This is a genomic window from Streptomyces sp. BK340, assembly GCF_007827595.1.
Taxonomy (GTDB): domain Bacteria; phylum Actinomycetota; class Actinomycetes; order Streptomycetales; family Streptomycetaceae; genus Streptomyces.
The window spans coordinates 69,279-95,717 of record NZ_VISR01000033.1; the positions used below are offsets into that span (position 1 = coordinate 69,279).

General features: G+C 70.7%; 27 protein-coding genes and 2 pseudogenes. 11 read left to right on the forward strand and 18 right to left on the reverse strand.

Annotated features, from left to right (window positions below):
* Window positions 1-63: 63 nt before the first annotated feature.
* Genes FB157_RS39855 through FB157_RS39870 form a run of 4 tightly spaced genes read right to left on the reverse strand, consistent with a single transcriptional unit; the run spans window position 64 to window position 4,148 of the window.
* Window positions 64-1,191 carry a hypothetical protein gene (locus FB157_RS39855; protein WP_186581890.1) on the reverse strand — a complete coding sequence of 376 codons (1,128 nt, stop codon included), beginning with the start codon at window positions 1,189-1,191 and terminating at the stop codon, window positions 64-66.
* A complete protein-coding gene (locus tag FB157_RS39860) occupies window positions 1,188-1,328 on the reverse strand; it encodes a hypothetical protein (protein WP_186581891.1) in 141 nt (46 codons plus the stop codon). The genes FB157_RS39855 and FB157_RS39860 overlap by 4 nt, the downstream gene beginning before the upstream one ends.
* Window positions 1,325-2,434, reverse strand: coding sequence for a hypothetical protein (locus tag FB157_RS39865; protein ID WP_145885625.1), 1,110 nt, complete (start codon window positions 2,432-2,434; stop codon window positions 1,325-1,327). Before FB157_RS39865 ends, FB157_RS39860 begins: the two co-directional genes overlap by 4 nt.
* Before the next feature lie 4 nt (window positions 2,435-2,438).
* Complete coding sequence (locus FB157_RS39870) at window positions 2,439-4,148, reverse strand: protein kinase domain-containing protein (RefSeq protein WP_145885627.1); 1,710 nt, start codon at window positions 4,146-4,148, stop codon at window positions 2,439-2,441.
* A 276-nt stretch (window positions 4,149-4,424) separates the two neighbouring features.
* On the opposite strand from FB157_RS39870, the gene FB157_RS39880 reads away from it, so the two are divergent.
* Window positions 4,425-5,711, forward strand: a complete 1,287-nt coding sequence (locus FB157_RS39880; protein WP_261386831.1) for an MFS transporter — start codon at window positions 4,425-4,427, stop codon at window positions 5,709-5,711.
* Window positions 5,712-5,839: 128 nt separating this feature from the next.
* Entirely contained in the window at window positions 5,840-6,166 is a 327-nt protein-coding gene (locus tag FB157_RS39885) for a thioredoxin family protein (protein ID WP_145885630.1), read from the forward strand.
* Between the two features lie 26 nt (window positions 6,167-6,192).
* Here FB157_RS39885 and FB157_RS39890 read toward each other — a convergent pair whose 3' ends face one another.
* The 3 genes from FB157_RS39890 to FB157_RS39900 form a co-directional block, all read right to left on the reverse strand.
* Complete coding sequence (locus FB157_RS39890) at window positions 6,193-6,831, reverse strand: histidine phosphatase family protein (RefSeq protein WP_145885633.1); 639 nt, start codon at window positions 6,829-6,831, stop codon at window positions 6,193-6,195.
* Between the two features lie 466 nt (window positions 6,832-7,297).
* Window positions 7,298-8,410, reverse strand: coding sequence for a sensor histidine kinase (locus tag FB157_RS39895; protein ID WP_145885635.1), 1,113 nt, complete (start codon window positions 8,408-8,410; stop codon window positions 7,298-7,300).
* The gene (locus tag FB157_RS39900) at window positions 8,407-9,075 is read right to left on the reverse strand and encodes a response regulator transcription factor (RefSeq protein WP_145885637.1); all 669 of its coding nucleotides are present in this window, start codon (window positions 9,073-9,075) and stop codon (window positions 8,407-8,409) included. Before FB157_RS39900 ends, FB157_RS39895 begins: the two co-directional genes overlap by 4 nt.
* 216 nt (window positions 9,076-9,291) lie before the next feature.
* Here FB157_RS39900 and FB157_RS39905 point away from each other — a divergent pair, with 216 nt between their 5' ends.
* On the forward strand, window positions 9,292-10,554 hold the full coding sequence (locus FB157_RS39905; protein ID WP_145885639.1) for a DUF418 domain-containing protein: 1,263 nt from the start codon (window positions 9,292-9,294) through the stop codon (window positions 10,552-10,554).
* 30 nt (window positions 10,555-10,584) lie between these two features.
* Here FB157_RS39905 and FB157_RS39910 read toward each other — a convergent pair whose 3' ends face one another.
* Window positions 10,585-11,505 carry a LysR family transcriptional regulator gene (locus FB157_RS39910; protein ID WP_145885642.1) on the reverse strand — a complete coding sequence of 307 codons (921 nt, stop codon included), beginning with the start codon at window positions 11,503-11,505 and terminating at the stop codon, window positions 10,585-10,587.
* Between the two features lie 147 nt (window positions 11,506-11,652).
* Between FB157_RS39910 and FB157_RS39915 the strand changes: the two genes are divergently transcribed.
* The 4 genes from FB157_RS39915 (at window position 11,653) to FB157_RS39930 (ending at window position 16,065) form a co-directional block, all read left to right on the forward strand.
* Window positions 11,653-12,741, forward strand: a complete 1,089-nt coding sequence (locus FB157_RS39915; RefSeq protein ID WP_261386832.1) for a diaminopropionate ammonia-lyase — start codon at window positions 11,653-11,655, stop codon at window positions 12,739-12,741.
* A gap of 165 nt (window positions 12,742-12,906) precedes the next feature.
* Complete coding sequence (locus FB157_RS39920; RefSeq protein ID WP_145885646.1) at window positions 12,907-14,181, forward strand: Zn-dependent hydrolase; 1,275 nt, start codon at window positions 12,907-12,909, stop codon at window positions 14,179-14,181.
* Between the two features lie 36 nt (window positions 14,182-14,217).
* A complete protein-coding gene (locus tag FB157_RS39925) occupies window positions 14,218-14,718 on the forward strand; it encodes a M20/M25/M40 family metallo-hydrolase (protein WP_261386833.1) in 501 nt (166 codons plus the stop codon).
* 183 nt (window positions 14,719-14,901) lie between these two features.
* Window positions 14,902-16,065: a serine hydrolase domain-containing protein gene (locus FB157_RS39930; protein WP_145885648.1), complete on the forward strand. Its 1,164-nt coding sequence runs from the start codon at window positions 14,902-14,904 to the stop codon at window positions 16,063-16,065.
* Between the two features lie 50 nt (window positions 16,066-16,115).
* Here FB157_RS39930 and FB157_RS49525 read toward each other — a convergent pair whose 3' ends face one another.
* The 6 genes and pseudogenes from FB157_RS49525 to FB157_RS39955 all read right to left on the reverse strand — a co-directional run bounded on the left by FB157_RS49525 (window position 16,116) and on the right by FB157_RS39955 (window position 19,973).
* Window positions 16,116-16,415, reverse strand: a complete 300-nt coding sequence (locus FB157_RS49525; RefSeq protein WP_315903867.1) for a hypothetical protein — start codon at window positions 16,413-16,415, stop codon at window positions 16,116-16,118.
* The gene (locus tag FB157_RS49530) at window positions 16,412-16,927 is read right to left on the reverse strand and encodes a hypothetical protein (protein WP_315903868.1); all 516 of its coding nucleotides are present in this window, start codon (window positions 16,925-16,927) and stop codon (window positions 16,412-16,414) included. The genes FB157_RS49525 and FB157_RS49530 overlap by 4 nt, the downstream gene beginning before the upstream one ends.
* Before the next feature lie 158 nt (window positions 16,928-17,085).
* A complete protein-coding gene (locus FB157_RS39940) occupies window positions 17,086-18,510 on the reverse strand; it encodes a cellulase family glycosylhydrolase (protein WP_186581892.1) in 1,425 nt (474 codons plus the stop codon).
* A 90-nt stretch (window positions 18,511-18,600) separates the two neighbouring features.
* Window positions 18,601-18,816: pseudogene (locus tag FB157_RS39945) on the reverse strand (nitroreductase); the annotation flags it as partial.
* A 144-nt stretch (window positions 18,817-18,960) separates the two neighbouring features.
* Window positions 18,961-19,065, reverse strand: a pseudogene (locus FB157_RS39950) (universal stress protein); the annotation flags it as partial.
* A 251-nt stretch (window positions 19,066-19,316) separates the two neighbouring features.
* A complete protein-coding gene (locus FB157_RS39955) occupies window positions 19,317-19,973 on the reverse strand; it encodes a CBS domain-containing protein (RefSeq protein ID WP_145885650.1) in 657 nt (218 codons plus the stop codon).
* 189 nt (window positions 19,974-20,162) lie between these two features.
* On the opposite strand from FB157_RS39955, the gene FB157_RS39960 reads away from it, so the two are divergent.
* From FB157_RS39960 to FB157_RS39970, 3 genes are all read left to right on the forward strand, one after another.
* Entirely contained in the window at window positions 20,163-21,068 is a 906-nt protein-coding gene (locus FB157_RS39960) for a universal stress protein (RefSeq protein ID WP_145885652.1), read from the forward strand.
* Window positions 21,069-21,241: 173 nt separating this feature from the next.
* Entirely contained in the window at window positions 21,242-22,117 is an 876-nt protein-coding gene (locus FB157_RS39965) for a universal stress protein (protein WP_145885655.1), read from the forward strand.
* Window positions 22,118-22,395: 278 nt separating this feature from the next.
* Window positions 22,396-23,466 carry a zinc-dependent alcohol dehydrogenase family protein gene (locus tag FB157_RS39970; protein WP_145885657.1) on the forward strand — a complete coding sequence of 357 codons (1,071 nt, stop codon included), beginning with the start codon at window positions 22,396-22,398 and terminating at the stop codon, window positions 23,464-23,466.
* A 63-nt stretch (window positions 23,467-23,529) separates the two neighbouring features.
* On the opposite strand, the gene FB157_RS39975 is transcribed toward FB157_RS39970, so the two are convergent.
* The 4 genes from FB157_RS39975 to FB157_RS39990 form a co-directional block, all read right to left on the reverse strand.
* Window positions 23,530-24,180, reverse strand: coding sequence for a CBS domain-containing protein (locus FB157_RS39975; protein WP_145885659.1), 651 nt, complete (start codon window positions 24,178-24,180; stop codon window positions 23,530-23,532).
* Between the two features lie 26 nt (window positions 24,181-24,206).
* A complete protein-coding gene (locus tag FB157_RS39980) occupies window positions 24,207-24,665 on the reverse strand; it encodes a Crp/Fnr family transcriptional regulator (protein WP_145885661.1) in 459 nt (152 codons plus the stop codon).
* A 133-nt stretch (window positions 24,666-24,798) separates the two neighbouring features.
* Window positions 24,799-25,311 (reverse strand): DUF2231 domain-containing protein, encoded by a 513-nt coding sequence (locus FB157_RS39985; RefSeq protein ID WP_145885663.1) that lies wholly within the window; start codon window positions 25,309-25,311, stop codon window positions 24,799-24,801.
* Window positions 25,312-25,363: 52 nt separating this feature from the next.
* A complete protein-coding gene (locus tag FB157_RS39990) occupies window positions 25,364-25,915 on the reverse strand; it encodes a GNAT family N-acetyltransferase (protein WP_145885665.1) in 552 nt (183 codons plus the stop codon).
* Window positions 25,916-26,132: 217 nt separating this feature from the next.
* Between FB157_RS39990 and FB157_RS39995 the strand changes: the two genes are divergently transcribed.
* Window positions 26,133-26,426 (forward strand): hypothetical protein, encoded by a 294-nt coding sequence (locus tag FB157_RS39995; protein ID WP_145885667.1) that lies wholly within the window; start codon window positions 26,133-26,135, stop codon window positions 26,424-26,426.
* Window positions 26,427-26,439: the final 13 nt, after the last annotated feature.

A 26,439-nucleotide genomic window follows, 5' to 3' on the forward strand; every position in this document is an offset into this window, starting at 1 on the left:
CAGCGGCACAGTGAGTGGGCCTCTCGTTCGGCTGCCTCCTGACCCTGGGGATGCTGCGGGTCGTCAAGGGTTCGGCTGGTGCGACGTCGCGGGTGCAGGGTCGGGGCGGGAGTGTTCCGCCAGGCTCAGCAGAAGGTGAGCCGACTCCAGGTGGTAGAAGGCGGAATGCGCTCCCACCGGGTTGAGCCGAGTGCTGCGGTAGCGCCAGCTCGCGTCGACGTTCACGAAAGTGTGGTCCAGGGACTCACGCGGATAGGGGGTGTCGGCCCGCAGCAGTCTGGTCGACCACACGTCGTTGGGGGCCAGCCCGGCCGGCGGAGTGGACGACAGCAGCATTCCCGAGTGCCCGATGCCGGAGACCTTCTCGCCGAGCAGGTGCCAGAAACCGGTGGCTCGGTCGTACCGGGAATGGGTGAACACCAGCGGCCCGCCTACCGGCGATTCATGGCCGAGGGGTCCCGGCCGCAGGCGGTGGAAGGTGTTGTCGAACGCGGTGCGCGGGGCCGCCATCTGAAACACCGTCAGTGAGTCCACGGTGAACGGCAGCGAGGGATGTGTGGTGGTGCTCCAGCCGAGTGTGCCTCCCCGCCGGGCTCCCTCCTCAGCGGCCCAGGTCACCGCCTCGCACAGGAACCGTCCGCCGAAGGAGTGCCCGACCAGGTGAAGGTACTGCCCGCTCCGGGTACGCAGTGTGCCCTCCGTCGGGTCACCGCGTTCGGCGTGAAGGTATCCCAGCAGTTGGCCGAGCACGTACGGGGCGTGGCCGTTGTGGCCCGTGCTCATGGCGTGTGCCCGTTCCCGGATCAGCTCGTATCCGTTCTTGCTGAGCCGCGAGGAGGACGGCCAGCGTACGACGACCGTCCAGGGCGCGAATCCCTCGCGCAGCCGTGGGTAGAGCGCCGTACGAGCCGAACGCTGCCGTTCCATGAGGGTGACCAGCCGGTGGGCGCCCCGTACCGCGGCGGCCGGGCCGGTCTGCCAGCCGTGTACATACACGAGGATGTCGGTGGCCCATGTCGGCGGGGCCAGTCGGCGCGCCAGGTAGCGTTCCAGCCTGTCGGCCCGTACCGGTTCCCCGGTCTCGCTGTGCAGCAGCCAGCCATCGGTGTCCAGGTCGACGGTGACGATGTCGTCGGGCAGCGGGTCCGCGGGTCTGCGGAACGGGCGGCGGCGCTTCGGAGGCGGGCTCATCGGTCGGCAGTTCCTTCCTGCGATGTGGTGATGCGGCTGTCCAGCCCGCAGACCATGCCGTAGGTCAGTCCCAGCGGGTTGCGGTAGTTCTTGGCGAACCAGCGCACGGTCGTCTGCAGGGCGTGGCCCGCGGTCATCCTTTTGTCGAGGTAACAGGTGAAGAACCGGTAGGCGAACTCGGTGCCGAACACCTGTGGCATCGCGATCTGCGGGGCCAGGACACCGAGCGCACCATGTCTGACGAAGGCGGCGGACAGGCCGGACAGACCAGTGGTCGCCGGTGAGCCCTGCTGTACGGCTTGCGGAAGCTGTTCACCAACTCCTCGTCGATGGGCATGTCGTCGCTCAGCCGCAGCGCGTGCCAGGTGTGGCCGCCTTGTTCCTCGTAGGCGCCGTGGCAGAAGAAGTACATCAAGTCCTCGTCGAGGACCGGCCGAGCCAGTTCGGGCAGCAGGTCGTGGCTGAAGCGGCGCTCCGTGAGCTTCAGGCGGTTCCTGAGAAGTCCGAGCACGTCCTCTGCGAGCGGCACGTTCTTCAGATCGTCGTCCAGGTTCGCGCTGCCCACGGCGTGACCGCGGTTGGCCACCCACCAGAAGTCGGGGTGCGCTCCCGCGGTCGCCTCGATCTGGTGTCGGTAGCCGAGGAACAGCCGGAACGGGTCGTCGGTCAGCCGGCCGTCCGCCAGAAGTGATTCGGATCCGACGGCCAGCATGGGCCAGGGCACGCCCACATCGGGGGAGTCGAACCGGATGCGCAGGTTCTGATACTTGAGGGCCTGGAGCAGGTGGCTGCGAAAGCGCGGCAGCCCGCCGTCCTCGTCCTCGCCGGCGAGCAGTTCCGTCAGTAGGTAGCCCCCTTCACGGACCAGATCGGTGACCTGCGCCAGCACCTCGGACTTGGGGCGGCCGCTGAGGTCGGCGTGTCGCTTGTACGGGTCTTTCTCGCGCGGACGGTTCGTCTCGGACATCGGCGTGAACTGGACGAATCTCTGCCAGCGGGATATGAGCCGGGCCGAGAGCTTGTCGAGCCGGTCTGCGTCGATGGTCAGCAGTGCGTGGTGGGATCCACCGCGGGGTTGTGGCATCAGCCCGGTCTCGCTCCACATGGAGATCTGAAGGCTGTCCCTGGGGGCTTTTCGCAGTGTCACGGTCAGTTCTCGGGGAGCGCACGCGGGTGGCGCCGGGAGCAGTCGGTAGCTGCGGCTCGGGTCCTGGTCGGCGACCAGATCGATCGGGTGGTCCAAGGGGTCAGCTCTCCGGTCCTTGCTGTGGTGCGGCGCCGATGAGAGCGGGTTCCGTGGCGACCAATGTGGCGCTCAGTTCTTGGAGGACGATCCCGTAGGCCCGGTCGTACACGGTGAGGCAGAGTCGGTGGCGCCCGGGCGTGTGGGCGGTGAAGGTGAATGCTGTGGGGCCGGAGGCGGGGTCCTGGATGCGGTAGCTGCTCGACGGAGGAGTCACGGTGGCCTCGCCCGACTGTATGGAGGCCACCAGCATCAGCTCGGCCGGGGGACGATCGTCACCGGCTGTCCGGGTCCAAGGGTGCCCGGTGGGAACGGTGAGGCTGAATTCGAGCAGGGTTGGCATGCCCACTCGGGCGGGCCCGTCCCGCAGGAGCAGGTGGGGAGTGCACGCGGGCGCGTCCAGCGACGGTTGAGGGGCGGCAGTGGAAGCGGGGGTGCCGTAGGGGCTTGCCGAGCCGGAGGAGGGGGCGTTTGCGGAAGTGGCGCCCGCGCCGTCGGAACCGGCCGCCACCGGCTGAGGGTCCGCTGTCGGGTGTCGCCCGCGGAGCCGGCCCCGTGGCAGCAGGGCCAGGCAATACCAGGCGATCTTGACCACGATCAGGACCGAGCCGGAGGCCAGGCCGAGAATGAGCGAGGAGAGCAGTGCCGATCGGGCGTCCGGTGCGGGGGCCCGGTCGACCAGGTGCAGGCCGAAGTAGGTGACCAGTACGCCGGTGAGGAACGCGGTCACCACCCTGCTGGTGACGTTGGTGGACAGTTGGATCACGGCTGCCCGCAAGGTCTCCCATTGACTGCGGGGTGGCCGGTTGGGCACGGCCCAGTGCCCTCCCGCCATTGGTTCGTGACGGCCCGCGATGCGACGAAGAGATCGCACGGCGGGGCTCGCCGAGGTGCGGACGGTCGGGTGCGGAGACAGGAGCATTTCCAGCAGAAGATTGAGCTCGTGCTCACCGCGGATGCGTGGCGGCCGGGCGTCGTGCACCTTGCGTACAGCGCGGAAGCGGCGCAACGGACCGTAGAGCAGTCCAGTGCCCTGCACGATCCGGTGCAAGATCATGCCCATGGCCCACAAGTCCCCGGAAGGGGTGGGCACCGGCGGTGAACTGCCCCTGCCCAGGGACAACTCCGGCGGAGTGTAGCGGGAGTCCGGTTGCCAGGGCCGCACCCACGGGCCCCGGTCCTGGTCTGGTCCTGGGACCAGGCCATATCCGGCCACGGCAAGTGAGCGGTCGGCGCGGAAGAACACGTTATGAGGGTCCACGTGGCCGTGCGCGATTCCGGCGGCGTGCAACTCCTCCAGGGCTTCGGCCAGTTCCACCCCGAGGTAGCCGGCGTAACCCCGCTCCAGTCGACCCTGCTGTCTCAGCAACCCGTGCAGCGAGAGCGGCTGCACGGGGTCCATGACCACCCACAGCGAGCCCTGTTGCTCGAAGACGTCGTGCACGGGCAGCACATGGAGGCTTTCAGGCGATTCCAGCCGCTTCACCTGCCGGACCAGGTCTCCGGGGACGCTCGTCGCCTCCTTGCCGACGGCGGTTCTGCCGGCCTTGCGGCCAGTACGTAACGGTCGCGAGCGTGGGTTCAGTTGCTGAATGAACACTGCGGAGTCGGTCTGGGAGTCGAATGCCTCCCAGTAGACCGAGCCCCCGTATTCGTCCCAGGCCCTCTCCAGCCAGTACCGGTCCTGGAGTACCTGCTGGTCCTCGGCTGCCACGGCTCTCCCCCCCCGCCTGGCGAAGCAGTGCCTCAGCTCGCCGTGTCGAGATTAGCGGTCGTCGGTCACCCGGCGCTGTGGTTCGATCACGGAACCGGGGGCACCGGAGAGAATTTTCCGCTGATCGGTGAACATCTCCTCCACTGGATACCGGTGTTCATGACGAACAAGATCCCGCACAGGCCTGCCGATCCGGCACCCGCGGCCTGCTCTCGACCCAGCCTCGGACCCGGCATGGGCAGCAACGGCTCGATCAGCAAACACTAAGTTGACTCCGTGACAGAAACGACGGGGGATCTGCAGGATGCCGAGGCGGAGTTCGACGGTCCGGGGCTGTGGCGGCAGCGGGATTTCATGCTGCTGTGGAGTGGCCAGACGGTCAGTGAGATGGGATCGGCGGTCACCCAGGTCGCGTTGCCGCTGCTCGCGGTCGTCGCGCTCGGAGCGAGCACCTTCCAGGTCGGGCTGCTGACCGCCGCCACCACGGCAGCGTTCGCGCTGATCGCGCTGCCCGCGGGCGCGCTGGTGGACCGGCGCTCCAAACGGTCCATCATGATCGTCTGCAATGTCCTTCGCCTGCTGATCATCGGCTCGGTACCGCTGGCGGCCGCCCTCGGCACCGTGACGATGGCGCAGCTCTACGTCGTCGCCGTGGCAGCCGGCGCGTGCACGGTCTTCTTCGACGTCTCGTACCAGAGTTATGTGCCGTCGCTGATCCGCGCAGATCTCCAGATGGACGCCAACGGCAAGCTGGGGACGACCCAGGCGTTCGCCGAGCTCGGGGGACCCAGCCTCGGCGGGGGACTGGTCGCCGCCTTCGGCGCCGCGGGGGCGATGACGGCCGACGCGATCTCCTACGCGGTCTCGGTCCTCTCGATGTCCGCGATCAGGACGCGCGAGGAGCCACCGCCCGCACGGCGCGAGGGCCGGACGTTGCGGAGCCAGATCGCCGAGGGACTCGGTTTCGTCGTCCGGCACAAGATATTGCGGAGGGTCGTGGCCTGCACGGGCACCGCGAACCTGTTCTCCGGCATGACGTCGGCGCTGGCGATGGTCTTCCTCATCCGGGTGCTGCACATGCGTCCCGCACTGACCGGACTGATCATGGCGGGCTCGGCCATCGGCGGGATCGCCGGGGGAGTGTTCGCCGGCCGGCTCGCCAAGAAGATCGGCTCGGCGCGGATCATCTGGGTGTCGATGCTGGTGTTCAGCGCGCCCCAGGTCGTCGCGGCGGCTGCCGAGCGAGGCTGGGGGGTGTTGCTGTTCCCGCTCGGCTGGGGCATCTCGGGCTTCGCCGCGATGGTGTACAACGTCGCGCAGCTCAGCTACCGGCAATCGGTGACACCGCCGGAGCTGATGGGCCGGATGAACGCGGCCGTGCGCTGGGTCGTGTGGGGCACGCTGCCGTTCGGCGGCATTCTCGGCGGGGTGCTCGGCACGCTGATCGGGGTACGGCCCGCACTCTGGCTGGCCCTCGTCGGTACGTGGGCGGCCGGCTGGTTCGTCTTCTTCTCCCCGCTCCGCCACATGCGCGACGTTCCCGCCCGCAGTGTTACGCGTTGACGGTGAGCGCGGCGGCCGCGGAGGTTCCGAACCGACCTCCAGGGCCATGCCCGGACACTCCGACGTGCTGGAATGCCCACAGTCGGTCCAGAGGCAGAGGCAGAGGCCGTTGGCCGGGAGGACTTTCCATGCGGATCACCGTGCTGGCCGTGCCCGGCTGCCCCCATGCGCCGGTGGTCGCCGAACGCCTCAGCCAGGCGCTCGGCGACCGCGACGCGGAGGTGGAACGGATCGAGGTCGAGGACCTGGAGCAGGCCACGCGTCTGGGGATGACCGGATCACCGACCGTGCTGATGGACGGCGTGGACCCCTTCGCCGTGCCGGGCGCTCCCGCGTCGCTGTCCTGCCGCCTCTACCGTGGGCCGGACGGCCGCATCGATGGGGCCCCGAGCCTCGCTGAACTGCGTCGGGTACTCGGCGACAGGGTGCCGTGGACGACTGCACCTCTGGGGTGAGCGCCGCCCCACCGGCCGCAGGCTTCTCACGCGGCGGCGCTCGATGCGGTCGGCCGGCTCTTGACCAGGCTCGATCGCGAGAGGAGCCGTCGCTGGCCCTCCAGCGGGGTGACGGAGACGATCCGGATGTCCCAGCAGCCACCTTGCCGGGTGAGTGAGACCGCGGACAGGGGCGGCACGGCGAGATGCCAGAAGGACCTCGCCGGTGCGGCGAGAGCATGAACGAGTGCGGCCCTGATCACGGCTGCTTCGGTGATGGCCACTGTGTGGCCGGTGTCGGGCGCAACGGTGCTCAGCCAGTGCGCGGTCCGGCGGCAGAGCTGGCGTACGGACTCGCCGTCGTGCGGCACGGCATCCGGGTCGGTGAGCCAGGAGGTGAATCCGTCGGGCTCGGTCGCGGCGATGTCGTCGACGGTGCGACCGCACCACCTGCCGACGTCGAGGTCGCGCAGCGCAGGTTCGGACACCGCCACCAGGCCGAGGGTGTCTGCGATCTGCGAGCAACGGATCGAGGGTGCCCGGACGGCCGGCCCGAAGGGAGGGAGAGCTGGTTCCGCGGCAGCTGCCATACGCAGGCTGCGCTCACTCAGGGGACCGTCGCCGAGGAGCGGATCCCGGGTGGCGTCGCCGCCGGGCGCGCACAGAAACGTCAGGCGGATCGTCATATGACCGACCTCCTTCAGGCCCGGCAACTCCGGATGCTGTGAGACCAGGCGGCGGTTGGTTGAACGGTTGGGCCGACAACCCGGCCGGCTGAGCCAACGGGGCAGCGAAGCGGCCCCGAGCCACCTCCATCACCCAGCCCCAAGGGGCACCCACCGGTGACTCGGGACCGACAGGGGCCTCCGGCATGACCAGGATCGCCGGGCCGTGTGCCAGGTCGACACGGTCCAGCCGCCCTGCCGAAGGCGAACACGAGGCGGAGCAACCGGCCCGGCAGCGGAGTGCACTGCCGATGCCACGTCGTGCCTCATGTGCTCAAGAGTCGGCGAACGCCTCCCGCCGCACCATCCGCCAGGTGTCCGGAAGCACCCCGCCGACCGGCCGGCGCCGCCCCGCCATCCGGCCGGACCCGGCAACGGTCACCCGTGGCACGTTGTTCGACGTCGTGGAGATCGTTCGAACGAGTATTCACTCGAGTGGCTCGACGGGAAGTTCGAGGCAGAGCTCGTAGCCCCCTTGGGCCGTGGGGCCGGATGTGACGGTGCCGCCGAGGAGCTCGGCTCGTTGGGCCAGGCCGACCAGGCCGTGGTGGGCACTCGGCAGGGCGAACGCGCGTCGGGTGGGGGCGGTGTTGGTGACGGTGGCGTGGAGGGTGCCGTCCTTGTGGCGGATGCGGACGGTTGCCGTTGCGCCCGGGGCGTGCTTGCGGACGTTGGTCAGCGCTTCCTGGACGGTGCGGTAGACGGCGCGCTGCACCGGGGGCGCAAGCTCCTGGGGCAGGTCGGTCTCCAGCTTCGCTTCGATGCCACTGGCGTCGAGCAGGCGCTGCAGGTCGGCGAGGGAAGGCTGGGGGGTGAGCTCCGTGGGACGGCTGCCCGAGGCTCGCAGGACACTGACCATGTGGCGCAGCTCGTCCAGGGTCTGCACGCTGAGGCGGCGGATCGTGGCAGCGGCCTCTCTCGTTTCGGCGTCCTGGCTGCCCACCTGGAGCGCTCCGGCCTGTACGGCGATGAGGCTGACCTGGTGGGAGACCACGTCGTGCATCTCCCTGGCGAGCTGGGCTCGCTCCTTCGCCAGAACACTCTGGGCGGTCAGCAGCCGTTCCTGCTCACGGGCCTCCGAGATGTCGGCGAGCCGCAGCGAGAGTTCGCGTCGGGCCTGGACGAGCTGGCCCAGGAAGACGGGAGCCGCAGCGGTGGCGAGCGTGTAGCTGAGGTGGAACAGGTTGTTCGTCTGGCCCAGCTCCGCGGCGTCCATGGACGACCACGGCCAGGGCAGGAAGTCGATGAACGCGTACGTCAGCGCACAGCCGGCCAACAGGACACGGTGGCGGCTGAGCGAGGACAGCGTGTACAGCGCGGCCATGGGGGCGACCACCGCGTCGGTGACCAGCGCGGTGGGGAGTGTGAGCACGAAGGTCGTCAGGGGCAGACGGCGGCGCAGGGCGAGGGCGAGAGCGCCGACCACTGCGCAGGCTGTCGCGGGTGGATCCCCGGCGCCGACGTTGACCCAGGCGTCCGCCAGCGCGAACCCGACGAGGGCGATGTCGAACAGCAGAGCCGGCGGCCGTACGGGGCTCATGGAGCGCCCTCGTCCCGCTCCGCGGTGAGCAGTCCGGCGCGCTCGGCGATCAGGACCGCCTGGACGCGGCTGCTGACCTCCAGTTTGCCGAGCACGTTGGTGACATGGCCCTTGACGGTGCCCGTGCTCAGGTGCAGCCTCTCTCCGATGTCCGTGTTGGCGAGTCCTTCGGCCATCAGGACGAGCACGGCACGCTCGCGCTCGGTCAGCCGGCCGGTGAGGCGGACGGCGGCGGGCTCGCGCACGCCGCGGTCGAGGTAGCCGTCCACGACCCTTCGGGTGACCTGGGACGACAGGACGGTCCCGCCCCCCGCCAGCGTGCGCACGAAGCGTGGAAGCTCCTCCGGGTCGGTGTCCTTGAGCAGGAATCCGGCGGCGCCCGAGCGCAGCGCCGTGGCCACGTACTCGTCGGCGTCGAAGGTGGTGAGCATGGCGACCACCGGGGCGTGCGGCATGCGGCTGACCTCGGCCAGGATGGTGAGCCCGTCCACGTCCGGCATCCGGATGTCGAGCAGGACGACGTCGGGCTGCAGCTCCCGCACCGTGCGCACGGCTTCGCCACCGGGTACCGCCGCGACGACCTCGATGTCGTTCGTGGTGTTGAGAATGTGCGTGAAACCCGTACGGATCAAGGCTTCGTCATCGACCACCAGTACCCGGATCACGTGCGCTCCGCTCGTCGCATGCCACCGTTCGATGCGTACCCCCGGGGGAGCCGGGTCCAGCGACGGACACTGAATACCCGCCGGTTGGCGGCATGGTCCCAGCCGGTCGGCCGGGGGCGCCCAGGCCGGTCGGCAGGGGTGGTTCCGGCCGGGCGACAGGGTGCCTTCGGAAGGCCGCCGGGGTGGTTCTGGCGGCTCACCGGGAACCCATCAGGCATGGCGCCGAAAGCACTCTCGGCCGAGCCCGCCGACGAGTCACCGCCGCTGGGGCTCGACCGGTTCCACGTCCTCGCCGACAGGCCCTCGACGGGGCGGCTGATCGGTATCGACCTGGCTCGCGGACTCGCGGTCTTCGGCATGTACGCCGTCCACGTCGGACCCGATGTGACGGTCGGCGGCCCGGTGGGATTCCTGCTGGAGACAGCGCGTGGCCGCTCCTCGGCCCTCTTCGCGCTGCTCGCCGGTTTCTCGCTCGTCATCATCACCGGCCGCCCGCACCCCGCGACCGGGCGTGCGGGCCGTCAGGCAGTGGCCAGGGTCGTGATCCGTGCCGTGGTCCTGCTGGTGCTCGGCTACGCGCTGACCGCCCTGGACACCGACGTCGACGTGATCCTCAGCTTCTACGGGCTGCTCTTCCTGGCGGTCCTCCCGCTGCACCGGCTGCGGGCAGGGGCGCTCGCCCTCATCGCTGCCGCGAGTGCGCTGATCATGCCCCAGGTCCTGTACGTGATCAGAACATCCATCGAGGACGGGAACTGGGCGGACACCGTCACGGCCCACGACCCCCTCGCCCGGGTCACCGGCACGGACGGCATCATCGAACTCCTGTTCACTGGTGCGTATCCGGTGCTCACCTGGATCCCTTTCCTGATCGCGGGCATGGCAGCAGCCCGGCTGGACCTCGCGCGCCCCGGCGTCAGGTCCCGGCTCGCAGTCGTCGGCGGGGCACTGGCCGTGCTGGGTTACGGCGGATCCTGGCTCGCCCTGCGCCTGGTTCCCGGCGCCCTGACCGCCGTCGCCTCCGCCACGGGCGGCGGCTCGGCTTCGTCCGCCTGGTGGTCCGACACCGTCGGCGAGCCCGAGGGGCACACCCCGCTCGCCTGGCTGCTGGTGGCCGCACCGCACAGCCAGACGACCTTCTCCGTCCTCGGCAACACCGGAGTCGCCCTCGCCGTGGTCGCCGCGTGCCTGACCGCCGCCGACCGGATGCCGCGCCTCACGCGTCTGGCCGCACCCGTTGCCGCGGTCGGCATGACAGCGCTGACCCTGTACGTCCTGCACATCGTCGCGCTGTGGTTCTTCGACGACATCTGGTACGTGCCGGCGGTCGACGGCGACACCCTGTCCGCCCTGCCCGTGCTGCTCGGCTTCATCGCAACCGCCATGCTCCTGGCGACCGTGTGGACCCGACTGTTGCGGCGCGGCCCCCTGGAACAGCTCCTCCATGTCGTCACTCGGGCGGCGCAAGCCGTCAGATAGAGCCGGTCGCGAGAGCGGGCCTGCGGTGCTTCATGCCTGCTGGGAGTGGAGCGCGGCGGCTCGGCGCAGGGCGTCCCGGCATGCCCGGATGGCGGGGTGCCGGGTCCGGCCCCGGCGTACGACGGTGAGGACGCGGCGTGTGCGCTGGCCGCGGGGCAGGTGTCGGAGCGGGACGGTCGGGGCTCGGCCGCTCCAGACCAGGCCGGGGAGGAAGGCGGCGGCGTGGTGCTGCTCGACGAGGCGGACGTGGAGGAGGAGGTCGGTGGTCTCGAACCGTACGTCGGGTTCGAAGCCGGCATCGCGGCACAGGGACACGGCCCAGTGCCGTGCGGCCGTGCCTTCGGGTTCCATCACCCACGGGTGGTCCGCCAGGGAGCGCAGCGCCGCCATCGGGCCGTCGGACTCCGGGCTGTCGGCCGGGCTCGGCAGTGCGAGGTGCAGGCTGTCGTCGAGCAGGTCTTCCTGCTGGAGTTCGGCCGGCCGCGGGTTGGGGTTGCCGGGGTACTCCTCGGCGATGATCAGGTCGAAGTCGCGGGCCCGCAGGGCGGGCAGGGCCTTTTCCGGCTCCATGTGGGTGACGTGGACGCGCAGGCGGGGGTGGTGTTCGCGAAGCAGGCCGAGTGCGGTCGGGACCAGGGTGAGCGCCGCGGTCTGGAACGAGGCGATGCGCAGGGTGCCGTTCAGATCGGTCAGGGAGGCGGCGATGTCCGCCTCCGCCCGCTCGAGGCGCTGGAGGAGCGCTTCGGTGTGGGCGACGAGGATCTCGGCCTGTTCGGTCAGCCGTACCCGCCGCCCGACCGGCTCCAGCAGCGGTACGCCGACTTCGGCTTCCAGTTGCGAGAGTTGCTGGGAGACGGAGGAGGGGGCGTAGGAGAGGGCCTGCGCGACGGCTGCCAGGGTGCCGCGGTGCTTGAGTTCGCGCAGCAGACGCAGCCGGTGCAGATCGAACATGAGCAGCCGCTCTCCTCGCCGTCGCGGGCCCGATGGCTGAATGGTCGGTTTCTCCGACGAGTATAGGTCGAAAACATTCGCTGGACCGACCGTAGGAGAACAGTGGACCCTGGTCGTGTGTTTGAGAACGATCCCCCCTCCCGTACGTTGCCGTGGTCTGTCCGGCCCGGTGCCCGGGCCTGGCGGTGTGCACCCGCGCCGGCCGAGGTCCGGAGCTTCCACTTCTCGCTGCCCGACTACGCAACCACCCCGCTGACCGAAATCCCTTCGCTGGCGGTGGAGTTGGAAGTCGGCCGGGTCTTCGTCAAGGACGAGTCGGCCCGACTGGGGCTGCCCGCTTTCAAGGCGCTGGGCGCGTCCTGGGCGATCCACCGCACCCTTGCCGAGCGGGTCGCGAGCGGGGAACCGGGCCCGGTCACCCTGGTGACCGCCACCGACGGCAATCACGGCCGCGCCGTGGCCCGCACGGCACGCCGCCTGGGGCAGCACGCCCACGTCTTCGTACCGCAGGGTGTGCATCCGCAGGCCGTGGCGGCCATCGTCGCCGAGCAGGCGAAGGTCACCGAGGTCCCGGGGCCGTACGACGAGGCCGTACGCCTGGCGGCCGAGGAGGCTGCCGCCCCGGACGCGGTCCTGGTCCAGGACACCGCCTGGCCGGGCTACGAGCAGATCCCCGGGTGGATCGTCGAGGGCTACTCCACCCTCTGCGCCGAGCTGGACGAGCAGCTGGCGGCCGAAGGGGTCACCGAGGGGCCCGACCTGGTCTCCGTACCGGTGGGCGTGGGGTCTTTGGCCCAGGCCGTGATCACGCACTACCGCAGCCGCCCGTCCGAGCGCGCCTCGGCGCTGCTGTCGGTGGAACCCGAGTCGGCGGCCTGCGTCCTGGAGAGCCTCGCCCTCGGCGAACCCGTCAGCGTGACGACGGGGGACACCACCATGGCCGGGCTGAACTGCGGCACCCCGTCCAGCATCGCCTGGCCCTACCTGCGCGGCGGCCTGGACGCGGCCGTCGCCGTCGCCGATGCCGACAGCGCCCGCGCGGCCGGTGATCTCGCCGCTCTGGGCGTCTCCTCGGGGCCCTGCGGGGCCGCTTCGCTCGCCGGTCTGCGTGCGGCGCTCACCGGCGCGGACGCCGAGGAACGCCGTACGGCACTGGGGCTCGGGCCGTCCTCGGTGGTCGTGCTGCTGAGTACCGAGGGCGACGCTGCCAACCCGCACTCCACCGCCGGCCACTGAACGCCCAACGCCCGAAAGAGGACGTTCCGCGGCGCGCAGGCGCGACGGCAAGGTTGCCACACCACCCTCTCCCGGCTGGGCAGCTGCGTGCTCCTGCTGCCCAAGGCCGCCGTCCCGCCACCCCACCCCGTCTCACTGAACGCGACACCCTCCGGGAGACAGGTCATGACGAACCCCGCCCCCCACACGATCTCCGTCGACGCCGGTCGCCTGTGGCAGTCCCTGATGGACCTCGCCGAGATCGGCGCCTACGACGACGAACGCACCGGCCTGCGCGGCGTCAACCGCCTTGCCCTCACCGACGCGGACGCGGTCGGCCGCCGCCAGGTCATCACCTGGATGGAACAGGCCGGACTGGCCGTCCGTGTCGACCGGATGGGCAACATCTACGGCCGTCGCGAGGGCACCGACCCCGCCGCGGCCCCGGTCCTGACGGGTTCGCACATCGACAGCGTCGCCACCGCCGGCGCCTTCGACGGCTGCCTCGGCGTCCTGGGCGGCATCGAGGTCGTCCGCACCCTGAACGAACGCGGCATCACCACCCGCCGCCCGATCGAGGTCGGCGTCTTCACCGAGGAGGAAGGCGTCCGCTTCGGCACCGACATGCTCGGCAGCGCGGTCGCCGCCGGCCGCCTCACCCTGGAGTACGCCCACGCCCTGACCGACCGGGACGGCCGCACCCTCGGTGGAGAACTCGCCCGCACCGGCTTCGACGGTCCCACCGGCGTACGCCTCGCGCCGCCGCACGCCTATGTCGAGTGCCACATCGAACAGGGCCCCGTCCTCGCCGAGAACGACGTCGAGATCGGCGTCGTCACCGGCGTACAGGGCATCTCCTGGCAGGAGATCACCATCCACGGCCGCGCCGCCCACGCCGGCACCACCCCCACCCACCTGCGCGTCGACGCCGGTCTCGCCGCGGCCCAGATCGTCGTGCACCTGCGGTCCATGGTCGACTCCGGCTCCTACGGCGACCTGCGGGCCACCGTAGGCCACCTGGTCGTCCACCCCGACCTGACCAACATCGTCCCGGCCCGCGCCGAGCTGACCGTCGACCTGCGCAACCCCGACGACGCCCGGATGGCCCGTGCCGAGAAGGCCCTCGCCGCGTTCCTGCGCGAACTCGAGAACAGCCTGCCGGGCCTCTCGCTGACCACCCGGCGGATGGCCAGGACCGCCCATGTCCCCTTCGACGAAGGTGTGCAGAAGGTCATCGCGCAGGCCGCCGACGACCACGGCCTGGAGCACATCTCCCTGCTCTCCGGCGCCGGCCACGACGCTCAGGAGATCGCGGCGCTCTGCCCCACCGCCATGATCTTCGTACCCGGAGAGTACGACGGCATCAGCCACAACCCGCGCGAGTACTCCACCCCGGAGGCGTGCGCCCACGGCATCGACGTACTGGCGACCACCCTCCTGCGCCTGGCCGGCCAGGACTGACCCCCGGCGGCAGCTCACAACAGCGATCGTTCGGGAGTGGGCAGGCGCCTCGCCGAGGGGCCGGGCCACCCGCTCCTGGGTACCGGCACCGTGCACGCCTCCGTCATCCACGGCGGCGAGGAGCCCTCCACCTACCCGGCGAACTGCCGTATCACCCTGGAGCGCCGCACGGTTCCGGGCGAGAGCGCCGACACCGTCCAGGCGGAGCTGACCGCCGTGCTCGACCGTCCGGCCACCGCGGTCCCCGACTTCCGCTACCGGCTGACCCGCGGCCTGCACCGCGAACCCTTCGAGGCCGACCCCGACGCCCCGATCGTGCGCACCCTCACCCACCACGCCGAGCAAGCACTGGGCCACCGGCCCGCGGTGCGCGCCGAACCCCACTGGACAGACTGCGCCCTCCTGGACCGGGCGGGCATCCCCTGCCTGCTCTTCGATGTCGACGGCGCGGGCGCCCACGTGGCCACCGAATACGTCGACCTCGCCTCGCTGGACCGCCTCACCGACATCCTCACCGCCACCATCGCCGACTTCTGACGTTCAGGGCCGGGGCCGGGAGGAGCCGTAGGCCCCCGCACCGGCGTTCACGTCGACGCCGAGCGGGAGATCGGGAGTGCCGCCGCAGATTCTGGCGTCGGACGTGTGTCACCGCGGGAATGATCGCCCACGTACGGCTGTTCTGGTCTCCCGACGGTGGATGATCAACGACGGGGGCAGGTCATGGCGCACGACGACGGCAGGGTGCACGGAACCGTGGCGGCGGGGTTCGAGGCCGTACGGGAGGAGTTCGCCGCGGTGCTCGGCGAGATGCGCGACGCGCCCGAGGCACAGCTCGTGGTGCACGTCGACGGCCGCCGGGTGGCCGACCTGTGGGCCGGTCCGGGCACGACGGCGGACACGCTGACCGGCCTCTACTCCATCACCAAGGGTGCCGCCCACCTCGTGGTCGCGCTCCTGGTCCAGGACGGCGTCCTCGACCTGGACCGCGAAGTGGCCTCGTACTGGCCGGAGTTCGGGGCGGAGGGCAAGGAACGGCTCACCTTGCGCGAGCTGCTCGCACACCGTTCCGGCGTCGTCGGCGTCGACGGCGGTTTCACCGTCGGTGAGTTGGCCGACGACCGGCAGATGGCCGCGCGACTCGCCGGCCAACGGCCGTTCTGGGAGCCCGGAACGGCTTACGGCTACCACGGTTTCGTGATCGGCGCCCTGACCGGCGAGGTGGTGCGGCGGGCGACGGGCCGCTCGATTCAGGAGATCTACGAGACGCGGATCCGGGCGCCGTACGGGCTCGACTTCCACCTGGGCCTGCCGGAGGCGCTCGAATCGCGCTATGCCGAGGTGCTGCCGCTGCTGCCGACACCGGAAGAGGCAGAGCGACTCGCGGCCAACGCCGCGGCCCCGGACAGCGTCAGGGCCATCGCGTTCAACCAGAACGGGAGCGCGCCGACCGACCTGGTGGCCTTCGCGAACTCCCGAGCCGTGCGGGCGCTCGGGCCCAGCTCGTCCGGCGGGGTCGGCACCGCACGGGGTGTGGCGGGGATGTACGCCGCGGCGATCACCGAGGTGGACGGCCGGGTGCCGCTGCTGAAGCCGGAGACCATCACCGAGTTCGCCCGGGTCCGCTATCGCGGAACCGATCTGGTCACGGGGAACGAGGACGTCTTCGGCCTGGGCTTCGAGGAGCTGAGTGGCCGCTATCGCGTCCTCGGCCCCGACGCGTTCGGACACAGCGGGGCGACAGGGTCACTCGCCCTCGCCGACCCGGACAGCGGCGTGGCCTACGCGTACACACGCCGCCGCTTCGGTATGCCGTCAGGGTTCGGCGCGGGCCTGGAGAACTACCGGCTCGTCGAGGCTGCGGTACGGGCGGCCGACGGGCTCTAGTTCCGCCGGCCACCCCACCGCCGCGCTCGCGGATCAGCCCACGGCGTTGCTCACCGGGTCCAGAACGGCGCGAGCGCTCCCTGCCGGAACGGCGCCGGACTCACACTGAGGTCGCCGGCGAAGGGGCGGTCGAGGACGAATACCAGGAGCAGACTGAACCCGATGAGTGCGGCGACGGAGGCGACGAAGAGGATCTGGATCCGCAGCTTGCGCATGCCGTACAAGAAGGTCAGCGGGAGCAGGACGACGGCGCCGCCGAACGCCAGGACCTGCAGCAGCGGGGGCAGTTGCTGTTCGGCCATGGTCAGCCGGGCGCGGCGCTGGGAGGCGACGTCGTTGACGTGGTTCACGGCCTGCTCGTAGAAGACCTCTTCGCGAGTGGCTTTCGGTTCGTACGTCTGCAGCACGTCGTACACGGACTGGAGCTTGCCGGCGGTGCCTCGTAACTCGGTTTCCCCGCGCGCATCCGAGGCCACTGCTGCTCCACCACCGCGTGGACGTAGCCGCCGAGCGCGGCGTCGAGGCGGGTGCGGACCGGGGGCGGGAAAGCAGCGGCATCGCGGGCGACGAGCGAGACGTCGGTGGCCTCGGTGGCGACGATGGTCTCCGTGCTCTCCAGCTGCGTCCAGAGGGTGACGATCACAAAGGCCAGGATGATTCCGTAGATCGCGCCGAACATCCCCAGCGTCACTCCGACCATGTCGTTGTGCTCGCCCTTGGCCAGTGACGGGTACCTGCGACGGAGCAGCACACTGCCGGCGACGGCCAGGACCACGGTCCCGCCGACGGTGACCACGGCCAGGGTGAAGGTGCTGAAATGATTGAGCAGCCAGAGCAACATGTGCGCGGAGTCTAAGGACATGAGGCTCCGCCTCCTCCCTCCCGGCGCCTCCAGCCCACGGGCACGAACACGGCCCGAGAACGGCACGTCCGCGCTCTGCCAAGCCCACGATCCGGTTCAGGCCGCGCGTCCGAGGGCCCCCGGAATCCACACGATCGAGCGTAGGGGAGATCGCCCTGTCAACGTCCCGGGCGGCCCAACTGTTCTGCGGTGATCGTCACTTCGCTGCCCGGGGCGGCCAGGATCCACGCCTTGCCCCTGGTCCTGCGCAGCGTGACCGCATCGCCGTCGGTGGTGACGCGCCAGGGGCCCGGGGGCAGGGACAGTTCTGTCAGCCGGGAGCCGTGGCGAGCCGCGGTGTAGGTCAGCCGGTACACGGCATCGGCGGAGCTGTACGACGAGGAGCGGATCGTGCCTGCCACCGCCTCCGCGTACGGCTCGGCAGTCAGCTCCTTGTTGGCGCGGAAGGCGCCCGACTCGTCCACGGCGCAGTACCCGCCGCCGTAGCACCAGACATAGCCCGCCCAGCCGGAACCGTAGCGGCGGAGCGAGTCCATCGCGTCGTGGTAGAAGCGCTTCATGTTCGGCAGGGAGCTGTTGAGCGGACCCCATTCCCCGACGACGATCGGGACCTTGTACTGCTTGGGGTACTCGGTGACGGCCTGCTCGTAGGACTCGATCCAGCCTGCGCCGGGGTCGTAGTCGCCGCCCGCCTCCATGGCGGCGTTGTAGAAGTGCGGCGCGTACACCACCTTGGGATCGTCGATGCGTCCGAGGCCGGTCGGTACGCCCTCGCCCACGATCGGGGTGGGTTCGACGAAGACCCAGGAGCCCTTGTCGGCCGAACGCACCGAGTCGGCCAGGCGGTTGTACATGGGGGTGAGCTGATCGTGCTCGATCCGGCGGGCTGCCGTCGGCAGGTCTTCCCCCTGGCGCAGCTCTCCCATGGGTTCGTTGATGAGGTCGTAGCCGAGGAGCGCCGGGTGGTGGGCGAAGCGTTCTGCGAGGACCCGCCACGCCCGGGCCTGGGCGCGTTGGAGGTCCTGGTCCTGGTAGAGGTGGGTGAAGGCGCGCTGGACGGCGGGTTCGAAGTACTCGGCGAACCAGTCGTCCGGGTGGGCGGTGAAGGGAAGCCCGTCGGTCCTGGTGGCCCACTCGGGGATGCCGCGGTGGCCGAATGCGGGCCCGAAGACGTCCTGGTGGGCGTCGATCACGACCTTCATGTCATGCCGGGCGGCCCAGTCCAGGATGCGCTCGATCTTCCGCAGATACGTCTCGCTGTAGTGGCCGCGCCGTGGTTCCAGGTCGTCCCAGAAGACCAGCAGCCGGGCGAGGTCGAAGCCCTTGGCCCGCATGTCACGGAAGTGGTTCTCGGTGATGGCGGACAGGGCTCTTTCGCCCCGGTTCGTCTTGTCCTCGACGTTCCAGCCGCGCAGGCTGAGGACACGTCCGTGCCGGTCGGTGAGTGCGGGTATGCCGTCAGCGGCCTGCCGGGGATGGTCGCTTGTGGGGGCGAGCAGCGCGGCGACAACCGCGCCCGCCGTCAGGGTCGTTCGCAGCACCACGGGAGACCTCCGGGCCGTCGGGTTCGAGGTGCCGCGCATCCCATCAGCAGGCGTGAAATGTTTCAAGTGCCGTACAGGACGGCCCGTGAAGTGGTCGCCGTCCGCGCCGAGCGTGACACCGGACCCGACTCAGACGAAGTCGAGCAGGTCGGCCACGGGTCGCCGTGGGCTCGCCGGGCCTTCGGGGCCGTAGCCGAGCCGGAGCGCCATCTGCACGTGGGCCATGGCCGAGACGGGGTCGCGGACCATCCACCGGAGTTCCGGCCATTCCAAGGGCTGGGTGGTCATCGAGCCGACCAGCCCGTCCGCGGTGGCCTGGAGCAGGACACGCTCCAGTGCCTGGCCATGACGGCGGGAGACAGGCGGGTACAGCCGGGCGAGCTTCTCATCGGGTGTCGTGGAGCCGCCCAGACTCACTTTGATTGTCCAGTCACGGTGGCTTCCCTTATCTGCGGCAGGGGCCGACCTCGCCCTCAGGCCGACACGCCCTCAGGCCGGCCTCGGCGGAACGACGATGACGGGGCAGCCGGCGTGGTGCAGCACCCCCTGGCTGACCGAGCCGAGCAGCATGCCGGTGAAACCGCCGTGACCCCGGTTACGTCATGCGCGCCGAACTTCCGGGCGTGCGCTTCCCGTGCCTCCCACAGGGAGGCCCGCACCCGCCCCGCGGGAGGCGGAGCAGCAGGGGCGTTTCACTTCCTCCTGTGCGGTCTCCTCCAACCCCGGGTACAGGGAAACCAGTTCGCGCCGCAGCCGGGGGCGTCCGGACCAGGGCCGCAGACGGCCTCGACGTCGACGCGCGATCGGTCGGCGCGCGGCGCCCACCGCACACTCACCGATGGCGCCTACCGCACACTCACCCCCCGGGTGAGTTCGAACTCCACGTCCACCACTCCTTCGACGGCGCGCACCAGACGCGCGGCCACGGGGACCAGCGCGGTGTCGCGGACCTGGCCCGCCAGTGTGGCGACCCCGTCGTGCACGTCGACCTGAATGGCGGAGGACGTCAGCGGGAAGAGGTGCGACACGATCTCGTGCCGGATCTCCTCGGCGATGTCCTGGTCGTCGCGCAGGAAGACCTTGAGCAGGTCGGCGCGGCTGACTATGCCCTTCAGCAGCCCGCCCTCGTCGACCACGGGCAGCCGCTTGACCTTCTCGCGAGCCATGATCCGCGCGGCCTCGGCCAGGGGCGCGTTCGCGCGGACGGTGATCGCGGGAGAGGACATCAGGTCCCCCGCGGTGACCGCACCGGCCTTCGCCAGGTCGGCGGGCCGGCGCAGCAGCGCGTACCCCTCCTCGGGGCTGTCCCGGAGTTCCTCCGTGGGCAGCAGGTCGGCTTCCGAGACCACGCCGACGACCCTGCCCTCGCCCTCGAGCACGGGCAGGGCGCTGACCCCCCGGTCCTGCATGATCCCGACGATCACTTTGAACGAGGCCCACCTGTCGACGGAGGCCACCGTGTGGGTCATGACTTCGCTGACGATGTGCGGGGTGCCGTACATGGTGACCCCCTGAGGTCGTCGGTAGGTGGTCCCTGCTGCTTCCAGGGTGTGCCGATACGGAACGGTGGGGAAGGGGCCCCTCGTTCCTCGGACGGGCCGTTGGGCCTCCCACCAGGGACCTACGGTCCCTGATCCCGGCCCGGCCGTGTCACCACGCTGGAATCGAGCCCTCAACCGGAGGTGGAGACCATGTCCCGGACCGTCACGGTAGGCCTCGACGGATCGCCCGAGAGCCGGGCCGCCGCCGAGTGGGCGGCACGTGAAGCGGTACTGCGCGGCGCGCCGTTGAAGATCGTTCATGTCCGGGCGCACAAGCCCGCGCATGTGGCTCGGGCGCCGTTGCTCGGCCCGGAGACCGACCAGCACTGGATCGAGCGGATGCCACGCGACGCCGCCGAGGGCATCCGGCTGGTCCACCCCGGTCTTGAGGTGAACAGCGAGCAGCCGGCGGGGAACGTGGTCGACATCCTGTGCGAGGCGGCGGGCTCCGCCGAACTGCTGGTGCTCGGCTCGCGGGGCTTCGGCGCGATCGGCGGGTTCGTGGTCGGCTCGGTGAGTCTGTCCGTCGTCGCACGCGCCGAGGGACCGGTGGCCCTCGTGCGGGCGGGTGAGCAGGCCGCGGACGAGCACAGGACGGACCTGGCGGACGTGCCCTCCGCCGCGGCGCCCTTCCGGCCCGTGGTGCTCGCCCTCGACACCGACGATCCGGACGACACGGTGCTGGAGTTCGCCTTCGACGCCGCGGCACGCCGGGAAGCGCCCCTGCGCGTCGTGCACGGCTGGCCGGAGCCGCCCACCGCCTTCTACCGCTTCCCGGGCGACGCCGAACTCTACGACTCTCTCGAACGCCGGCAGGCCGCCGCCCTCACCGAGGTCCTGCGTCCCTGGCGGCAGAAGTTCCCCGACGTCGAGGTGGTCGAGGTGAGCCGGTGCGGCAGCGCCGCGCAGATCCTCGTCAACGCCGCGCGCGACGCCTCACTGGCTGTCGTCGGCCGACGCATCCGCACCAACCGGCTCGGTGCTCACATCGGCCACGTCACCCATGCCGCCCTGCACCACATCAACGCCCCCGTCGCCGTCGTGGCGCACGGCTGATCCGGCACTTCAGGGAGGAGAACCCATGGAGGCAGCACTCGTACCGGCCCTCGCCCGGTCGGCGCCACCCGCTGCCACGGCGGTCGACGTCACTCGGCCGAATGGCCCCTCGACCACGGCTTCCACCCGGGCCGCGGTCAGCGGACCTCACCCCTGCCCGGGACGGTGAAAGGATGGACCTTCCGATCGTCGTCGGCGTCGATGGTTCCGAGCCGAGCCTGCGGGCCGTGGACTGGGCGGCGGACGAAGCCGCCCTGCGCGGCGCGGCACTCAGGCTGGTGTACGCATCGCTGTGGGAGCGCAACGAAGGCGCCTCTCTCGCGCACGACCTCGGCAGGCCGTCGCAGGCGGTGATGGCGGAAGACATCGTGGACACCGCCGAGCGGCGGGCCCACCACCGGCAGCCGGGCATCGAGGTGACCACCGACGTGCTCGCCGAGGAGCCGGAGTACGTGCTCGTGCGGGAGAGCCGAACAGCCCTCGCGGTGGTCATGGGCTGCCGTGGCCGCAGCAGCATGACCGAAGCACTCCTGGGCTCCGTCGGCGTCATGGTCGCGGGCCACGCGCACTGCCCGGTGATCGTGCTGCGCGGCAGCCACGACGACCGGGCCCGCTCCGGGGCGCGCGGTCGCATCGTCCTGGGCGTCGGCGAGAAGCCGACCGGATCGGCCGCCGCCGTGCGGTTCGCCGCGGAAGAAGCCCTGCTGCGCCGCGTGCCGCTGGAGGCCGTACTGGCCTGGCGCCGGCCCGCGCACCAGACCACGGGCCATCCGCTGGTCGTCGGCGAACCGGCACACCAGCACGAGCAGGAAGCCGGGGAAGCACTGGCGGAGGCGCTGCGCGAGGTGCCGGCCGACCTGCGGGTACAACGCCGTACGGTCGAGGCCCACGCCCGCGACGCGCTGCTGGCCGCCTCCCGCGAGGCCGACCTGTTGGTGGTCGGTGCCCGGCAACGCCACGGCCACTTCGGCCTCCAGCTCGGCCGCGTCGCCCACGGGGTGCTGCATCACGCCGCATGCCCGGTGGCCGTCGTACCGGAATGTGACTGACCACGGCAAGCGCCGCTTTGTCACTGCCGGCAGCAGGTCCACGGCATCTTCGCCCGCAGAGCGAGGACCGCCCGGGGCGCTGCCGCCGCACGCCTCCGGCCGGGACGGGCACCCTTCGGACCACGGCGAGGACCGGACGGCCCGAGCGCACACCTCGCCCACCGCCCAGACTGGATGTGCGGGGCAGTCCCGGCATCGCGCCGGCACCCGGCCCGCGCCCTTCGTCGTAGGCGCCGGGACCCGGGTCCCGCGGCAGACCGACGAGGGTGAGGAGCGTCATGAAAGGCTTCGTCTTCCAAGGTCCCGGTGAGGCTTCCTGGCAGGACGTCCCGGACCCCGCAGTCAAGGAACCCACCGACGCGATCGTGAAGGTCGGTGTCGCGACCATCTGCGGGACGGACCTGCACATCCTCAAGGGAGATGTGCCCGAGGTGCGTCCCGGAACGGTGCTCGGGCACGAAGCCGTCGGTGAGATCGTCGAGGTCGGCGGCGACGTACGCACCGTCCGGCCCGGAGACCGGGTGCTGATGTCCTGCATCACCTCCTGCGGCCGGTGCCGGTTCTGCCGTGACGGCAGCTACGGCCAGTGCCGGGGCGGCGGGGGCTGGATCCTGGGTCATCTGATCGACGGCACCCAGGCCGAGTACGTCCGCGTGCCCTTCGCCGACCTGTCCGTCCACCCGCTGCCCGGTGCCCTCCGCAGCGAGGACGCCGTGCTGCTCGCGGACATCTTCCCGACCTCCTACGAGGTGGGCGTGCGCAACGGGCACGTACGCCCCGGCGACACCGTGACCATCGTCGGAGCAGGCCCCATCGGGCTCGCAGCGATCGCCACGGCCCGGCTGTTCTCGCCCGAGCGGATCATCGCCGTGGACCTGACCCCGGCCCGGCTGGAGGCGGCCCACCGGCTCGGCGCGGACGCGGTGGCGGACGTCCACGAGGCTCCGGCCCAGCTGGTCGCCGACCTGACCGACGGGCTCGGCGCGGACGTGGTCATCGAGGCGGTCGGTGTCCCGGAGAGCTTCGAGCTGTGCACCCGCATGGTCCGCCCCGGTGGGCACGTGGCGAACGTGGGTGTGCACGGCAGGCCGGCCACGCTGCACCTGGAAGACCTGTGGATCAAGAACGTGACGATCACGACCGGTTTGGTGGACACCTCCTCCACTCCCATGCTGCTGCGGATGGCCGCCGCCGGGCGCCTTCCCACTGGGCAGCTGGTCACCCACACCTTCCCGCTCGAGCAGATGGAGGAGGCGTACGAGGTCTTCTCCAGGGCCGGCGAGACCGGCGCGCTCAAGGTGGTGCTCGGCGGGGAGCAGCACGCAGTAGTAGCAGTGCCCGCGGCCTGACGAGAAGAGGGCGAGACGACCACTCGGGCGAGAGGACTGCTCAGCGGCCCCGGTGAGTCAGAACTACTCGGCGGCGCCGGTGAGTCGGCAGTCCACGCCCACCACGCCCTCGACGCCCCGCACGAGACGGACGGCGAGCGGAATCCGGCTGGCGTCCGGCACTCGTCCGGTCAGCGTGGCGACGCCCTCGGTGACCATGATGTGCACGGGCTCGACCGGATCCGGGAAGAGGATGTCGACCACGTCGCGCCGGATGTCGTCGGCGAGGTCCTTGTCCGGGCGCAGGAACACCTTGAGCAGGTCGCCGCGGCTGACAACGCCTTCGAGCAGCCCCTCGGCGTTCACCACGGGAAGCCGCTTGACGTTGCGCAGGGCCATGATGCGGGCCGCCTCGGCGAGCGTGGCGTCGGCGTGGACCGTGACGGCCGGGGCGCTCATCAGTTCCTCGGCCCGGACCCCGCCGGCCTTGGCCATGTCGGACAGCCGACGCAGCTGCGTGAAGCGGTCCGGATCGCTGTCCCGGAACTCCTCCTTGGGCAGCAGATCGGCCTCGGACACGACCCCGATCACCCGGCCGTCCCCTTCCAGCACGGGAAGGGCACTGACCTTCCACTGATCCATGCGCTCGACGATCTCCTTGAACGGAGCCTCGCGGCCCACGGCGACGACGGCATGCGTCATCACGTCACTCACTCGGTGCGGGCTGCTGCGCATGCTGTCCTCCTCGCGGGGCCGGGCGGTCATACCAGGCCGCCGCTGCCGTAGGGGGCGTAGAGGTCGAGCAGCCGGACGCGGGAGGCATGCAGCCGCTGGGCCACCACGCGTCCGATCCAGACCGCGATCGCCCGCCCGAACTCGGGATCGGCGGCGCACATGTCCCGGACCGCCTCGGCGTCGAACTCCCATGCCCGCACCGGGCTCGTCGCCTGCGCGCCCAAGTGCCAGACGTACGGCGGGAAGTGCCAGGACCAGCCGACCAGTTCGCCGTGCCCGAGCGACTCGATGACGGCGGGACGACGGCCGGGCACACGCAGGTCGAGCGCGACGGTCCCGGTCCGCACGATCCAGAAGCGGTCCGCGCGCCGGCCCTCCTCGAACAGGTGGGTGCCGGCCTCGAAGGAGACCTCGCGGGCGAGGCACATCAGCCGTTCGCGGTGCTCGGGCTCCAGAGCCGTGGTCAAGGTGGTGGCGGAGGTCATCGCACGGGCTCCCTTCATGCTCCCTGCTTCCAGGGTGGGCGCGTCCGTGCCCGTCCGCCACGGGCCGCTCGGATCCGACGAGGGCCTTTCGGCCCATGGGGCCCGGCATCCGGGATGAGCGGCCCGCGCAGGATCAGGAGCCGTCCTTCGCGCCTGTCGCCGTCTTCGAGTAGGCGTCGTGCCAGGCGGCCTTCGCGCCGGAGTCGCCGATCCGGTAGACGTCCACGACCGCCCCCGCTGCGACGGCGAGCGAGAGCACGCCCACGACGATGCGAACAGGGAGAGCGGACCAGCGCCTGCCGCCGCTCTGCCCAGGCTCCGCAGGAGCGTGCCGCCCCGCCCACCAGACTGCCGCTGCCAGCACGAACAGGCCCAGGGCCCAGGGCAGCAGCCCGTCGCCCAGCTCGGTGTGCCGGCGTACCAGCGCGTCGTCGTCCACGTGCCGTTCGAGCCACTCACCGGCGTGCGTGGTCAGCGGCACACTGATCAGAGCGAGCAGAGCCAGGAGTGGCAGCAGCGGGCCCAGCCGCCGGGCGGCGCGCGGCCACAGCGCGGCTGTGACCAGGGCCAGTGCGGTCAGGGGTATCAACACGACGACCACATGCACCAGCAGGACGTGGGCGGGCAGACCGTTGACCAGATTCATCGAGGCGCTCCTGAGGGGTGGGGCCCGTCACCCTGGCACAGCAAACTCTCAGTCACCTCTGAGACAGGGCGTCGTCGAGAGTGATCCAGTAGCGGCGCTTGACCCCGGTTTCGGTGCTGCGTACATCTTCCAGAACGCCGCCGTTGCTTTCGATGGTGCGTGCCGAGCCGACGTTGCCGTCGTCACAGGTGAGCAGGACCCGGTCCAGACCGAGCCCCGGTGCCTTGAGCAGAACCGCTCCCAGCGCCCACGAGGCCAGTCCGCGTCTCCTGGCAGAAGGCCGGACGCTGTAGCCGATGTGTCCGCCGCCTTCCAGCAGAAAGGCGTTCAGATAGTGCCGAAGGTCGATGGCCCCGAGGTACGTCTCGTCGTCGACGATCCACCAGTGGGTGGCGTGGACGCGTCCTTCCCCCATGGGCAGCGACCGGTCCGACTGCTGTCGCAGTCGCTCGACCCATGAGGCGAACCCTGCCGGGCTGCCGAGGTCATCGTCACCGACCAGACGCAGACCGGCCCCGTCCTGATGAGCACCAGGCTGCCACTCGTCACGCGCCGTGAGCCAAGAGGAATGCAGCCGTTCCGTGGGAGTGATCAGTTCAGCCATGCGAGGGACGGTACACCCGGACCCCCTGTGTGATCAGGCATTTTCTCCCCCGCACGCGCGGCCTGCCTGGGCCGCAGCCTCGCCGCGAGGCGGGGGAGCACGGGATCGTGTTTCCGTAGAGGGGACGAGTGGCCCGGTTCCTGGACTACGCCAGGCCGTGGCACGGAACGGTTGGGCTCAGGTGTGAGCCGCGTATCCAGGAAGGAAGGCTGACGTCATGGTCTGGGCATCGTGGACCACCCCCGGGGTCTTCAGCGGCCGGGGCGGCGCATGTACCGACGAGGCGGGGGTCGTGACCGGCGACCTGACCGTCCACACCACCTGGGACGGCAACGAAGCCGACGTGACCGTCCAGTACACCGGCACCTCCGAATGGTTCACTCTCACGGGAAGCCCCGCGCCCTGTCATTCGGAGCGGGAGAGCCGGAATCTGCATCAGGCGGTGGTGGCGGCCGTCAGAGCAGGTGGCGGAGTCACCATTGAACAAGGTCACGTCAGGGAGACAGCCTGACACGGGGGCGAGG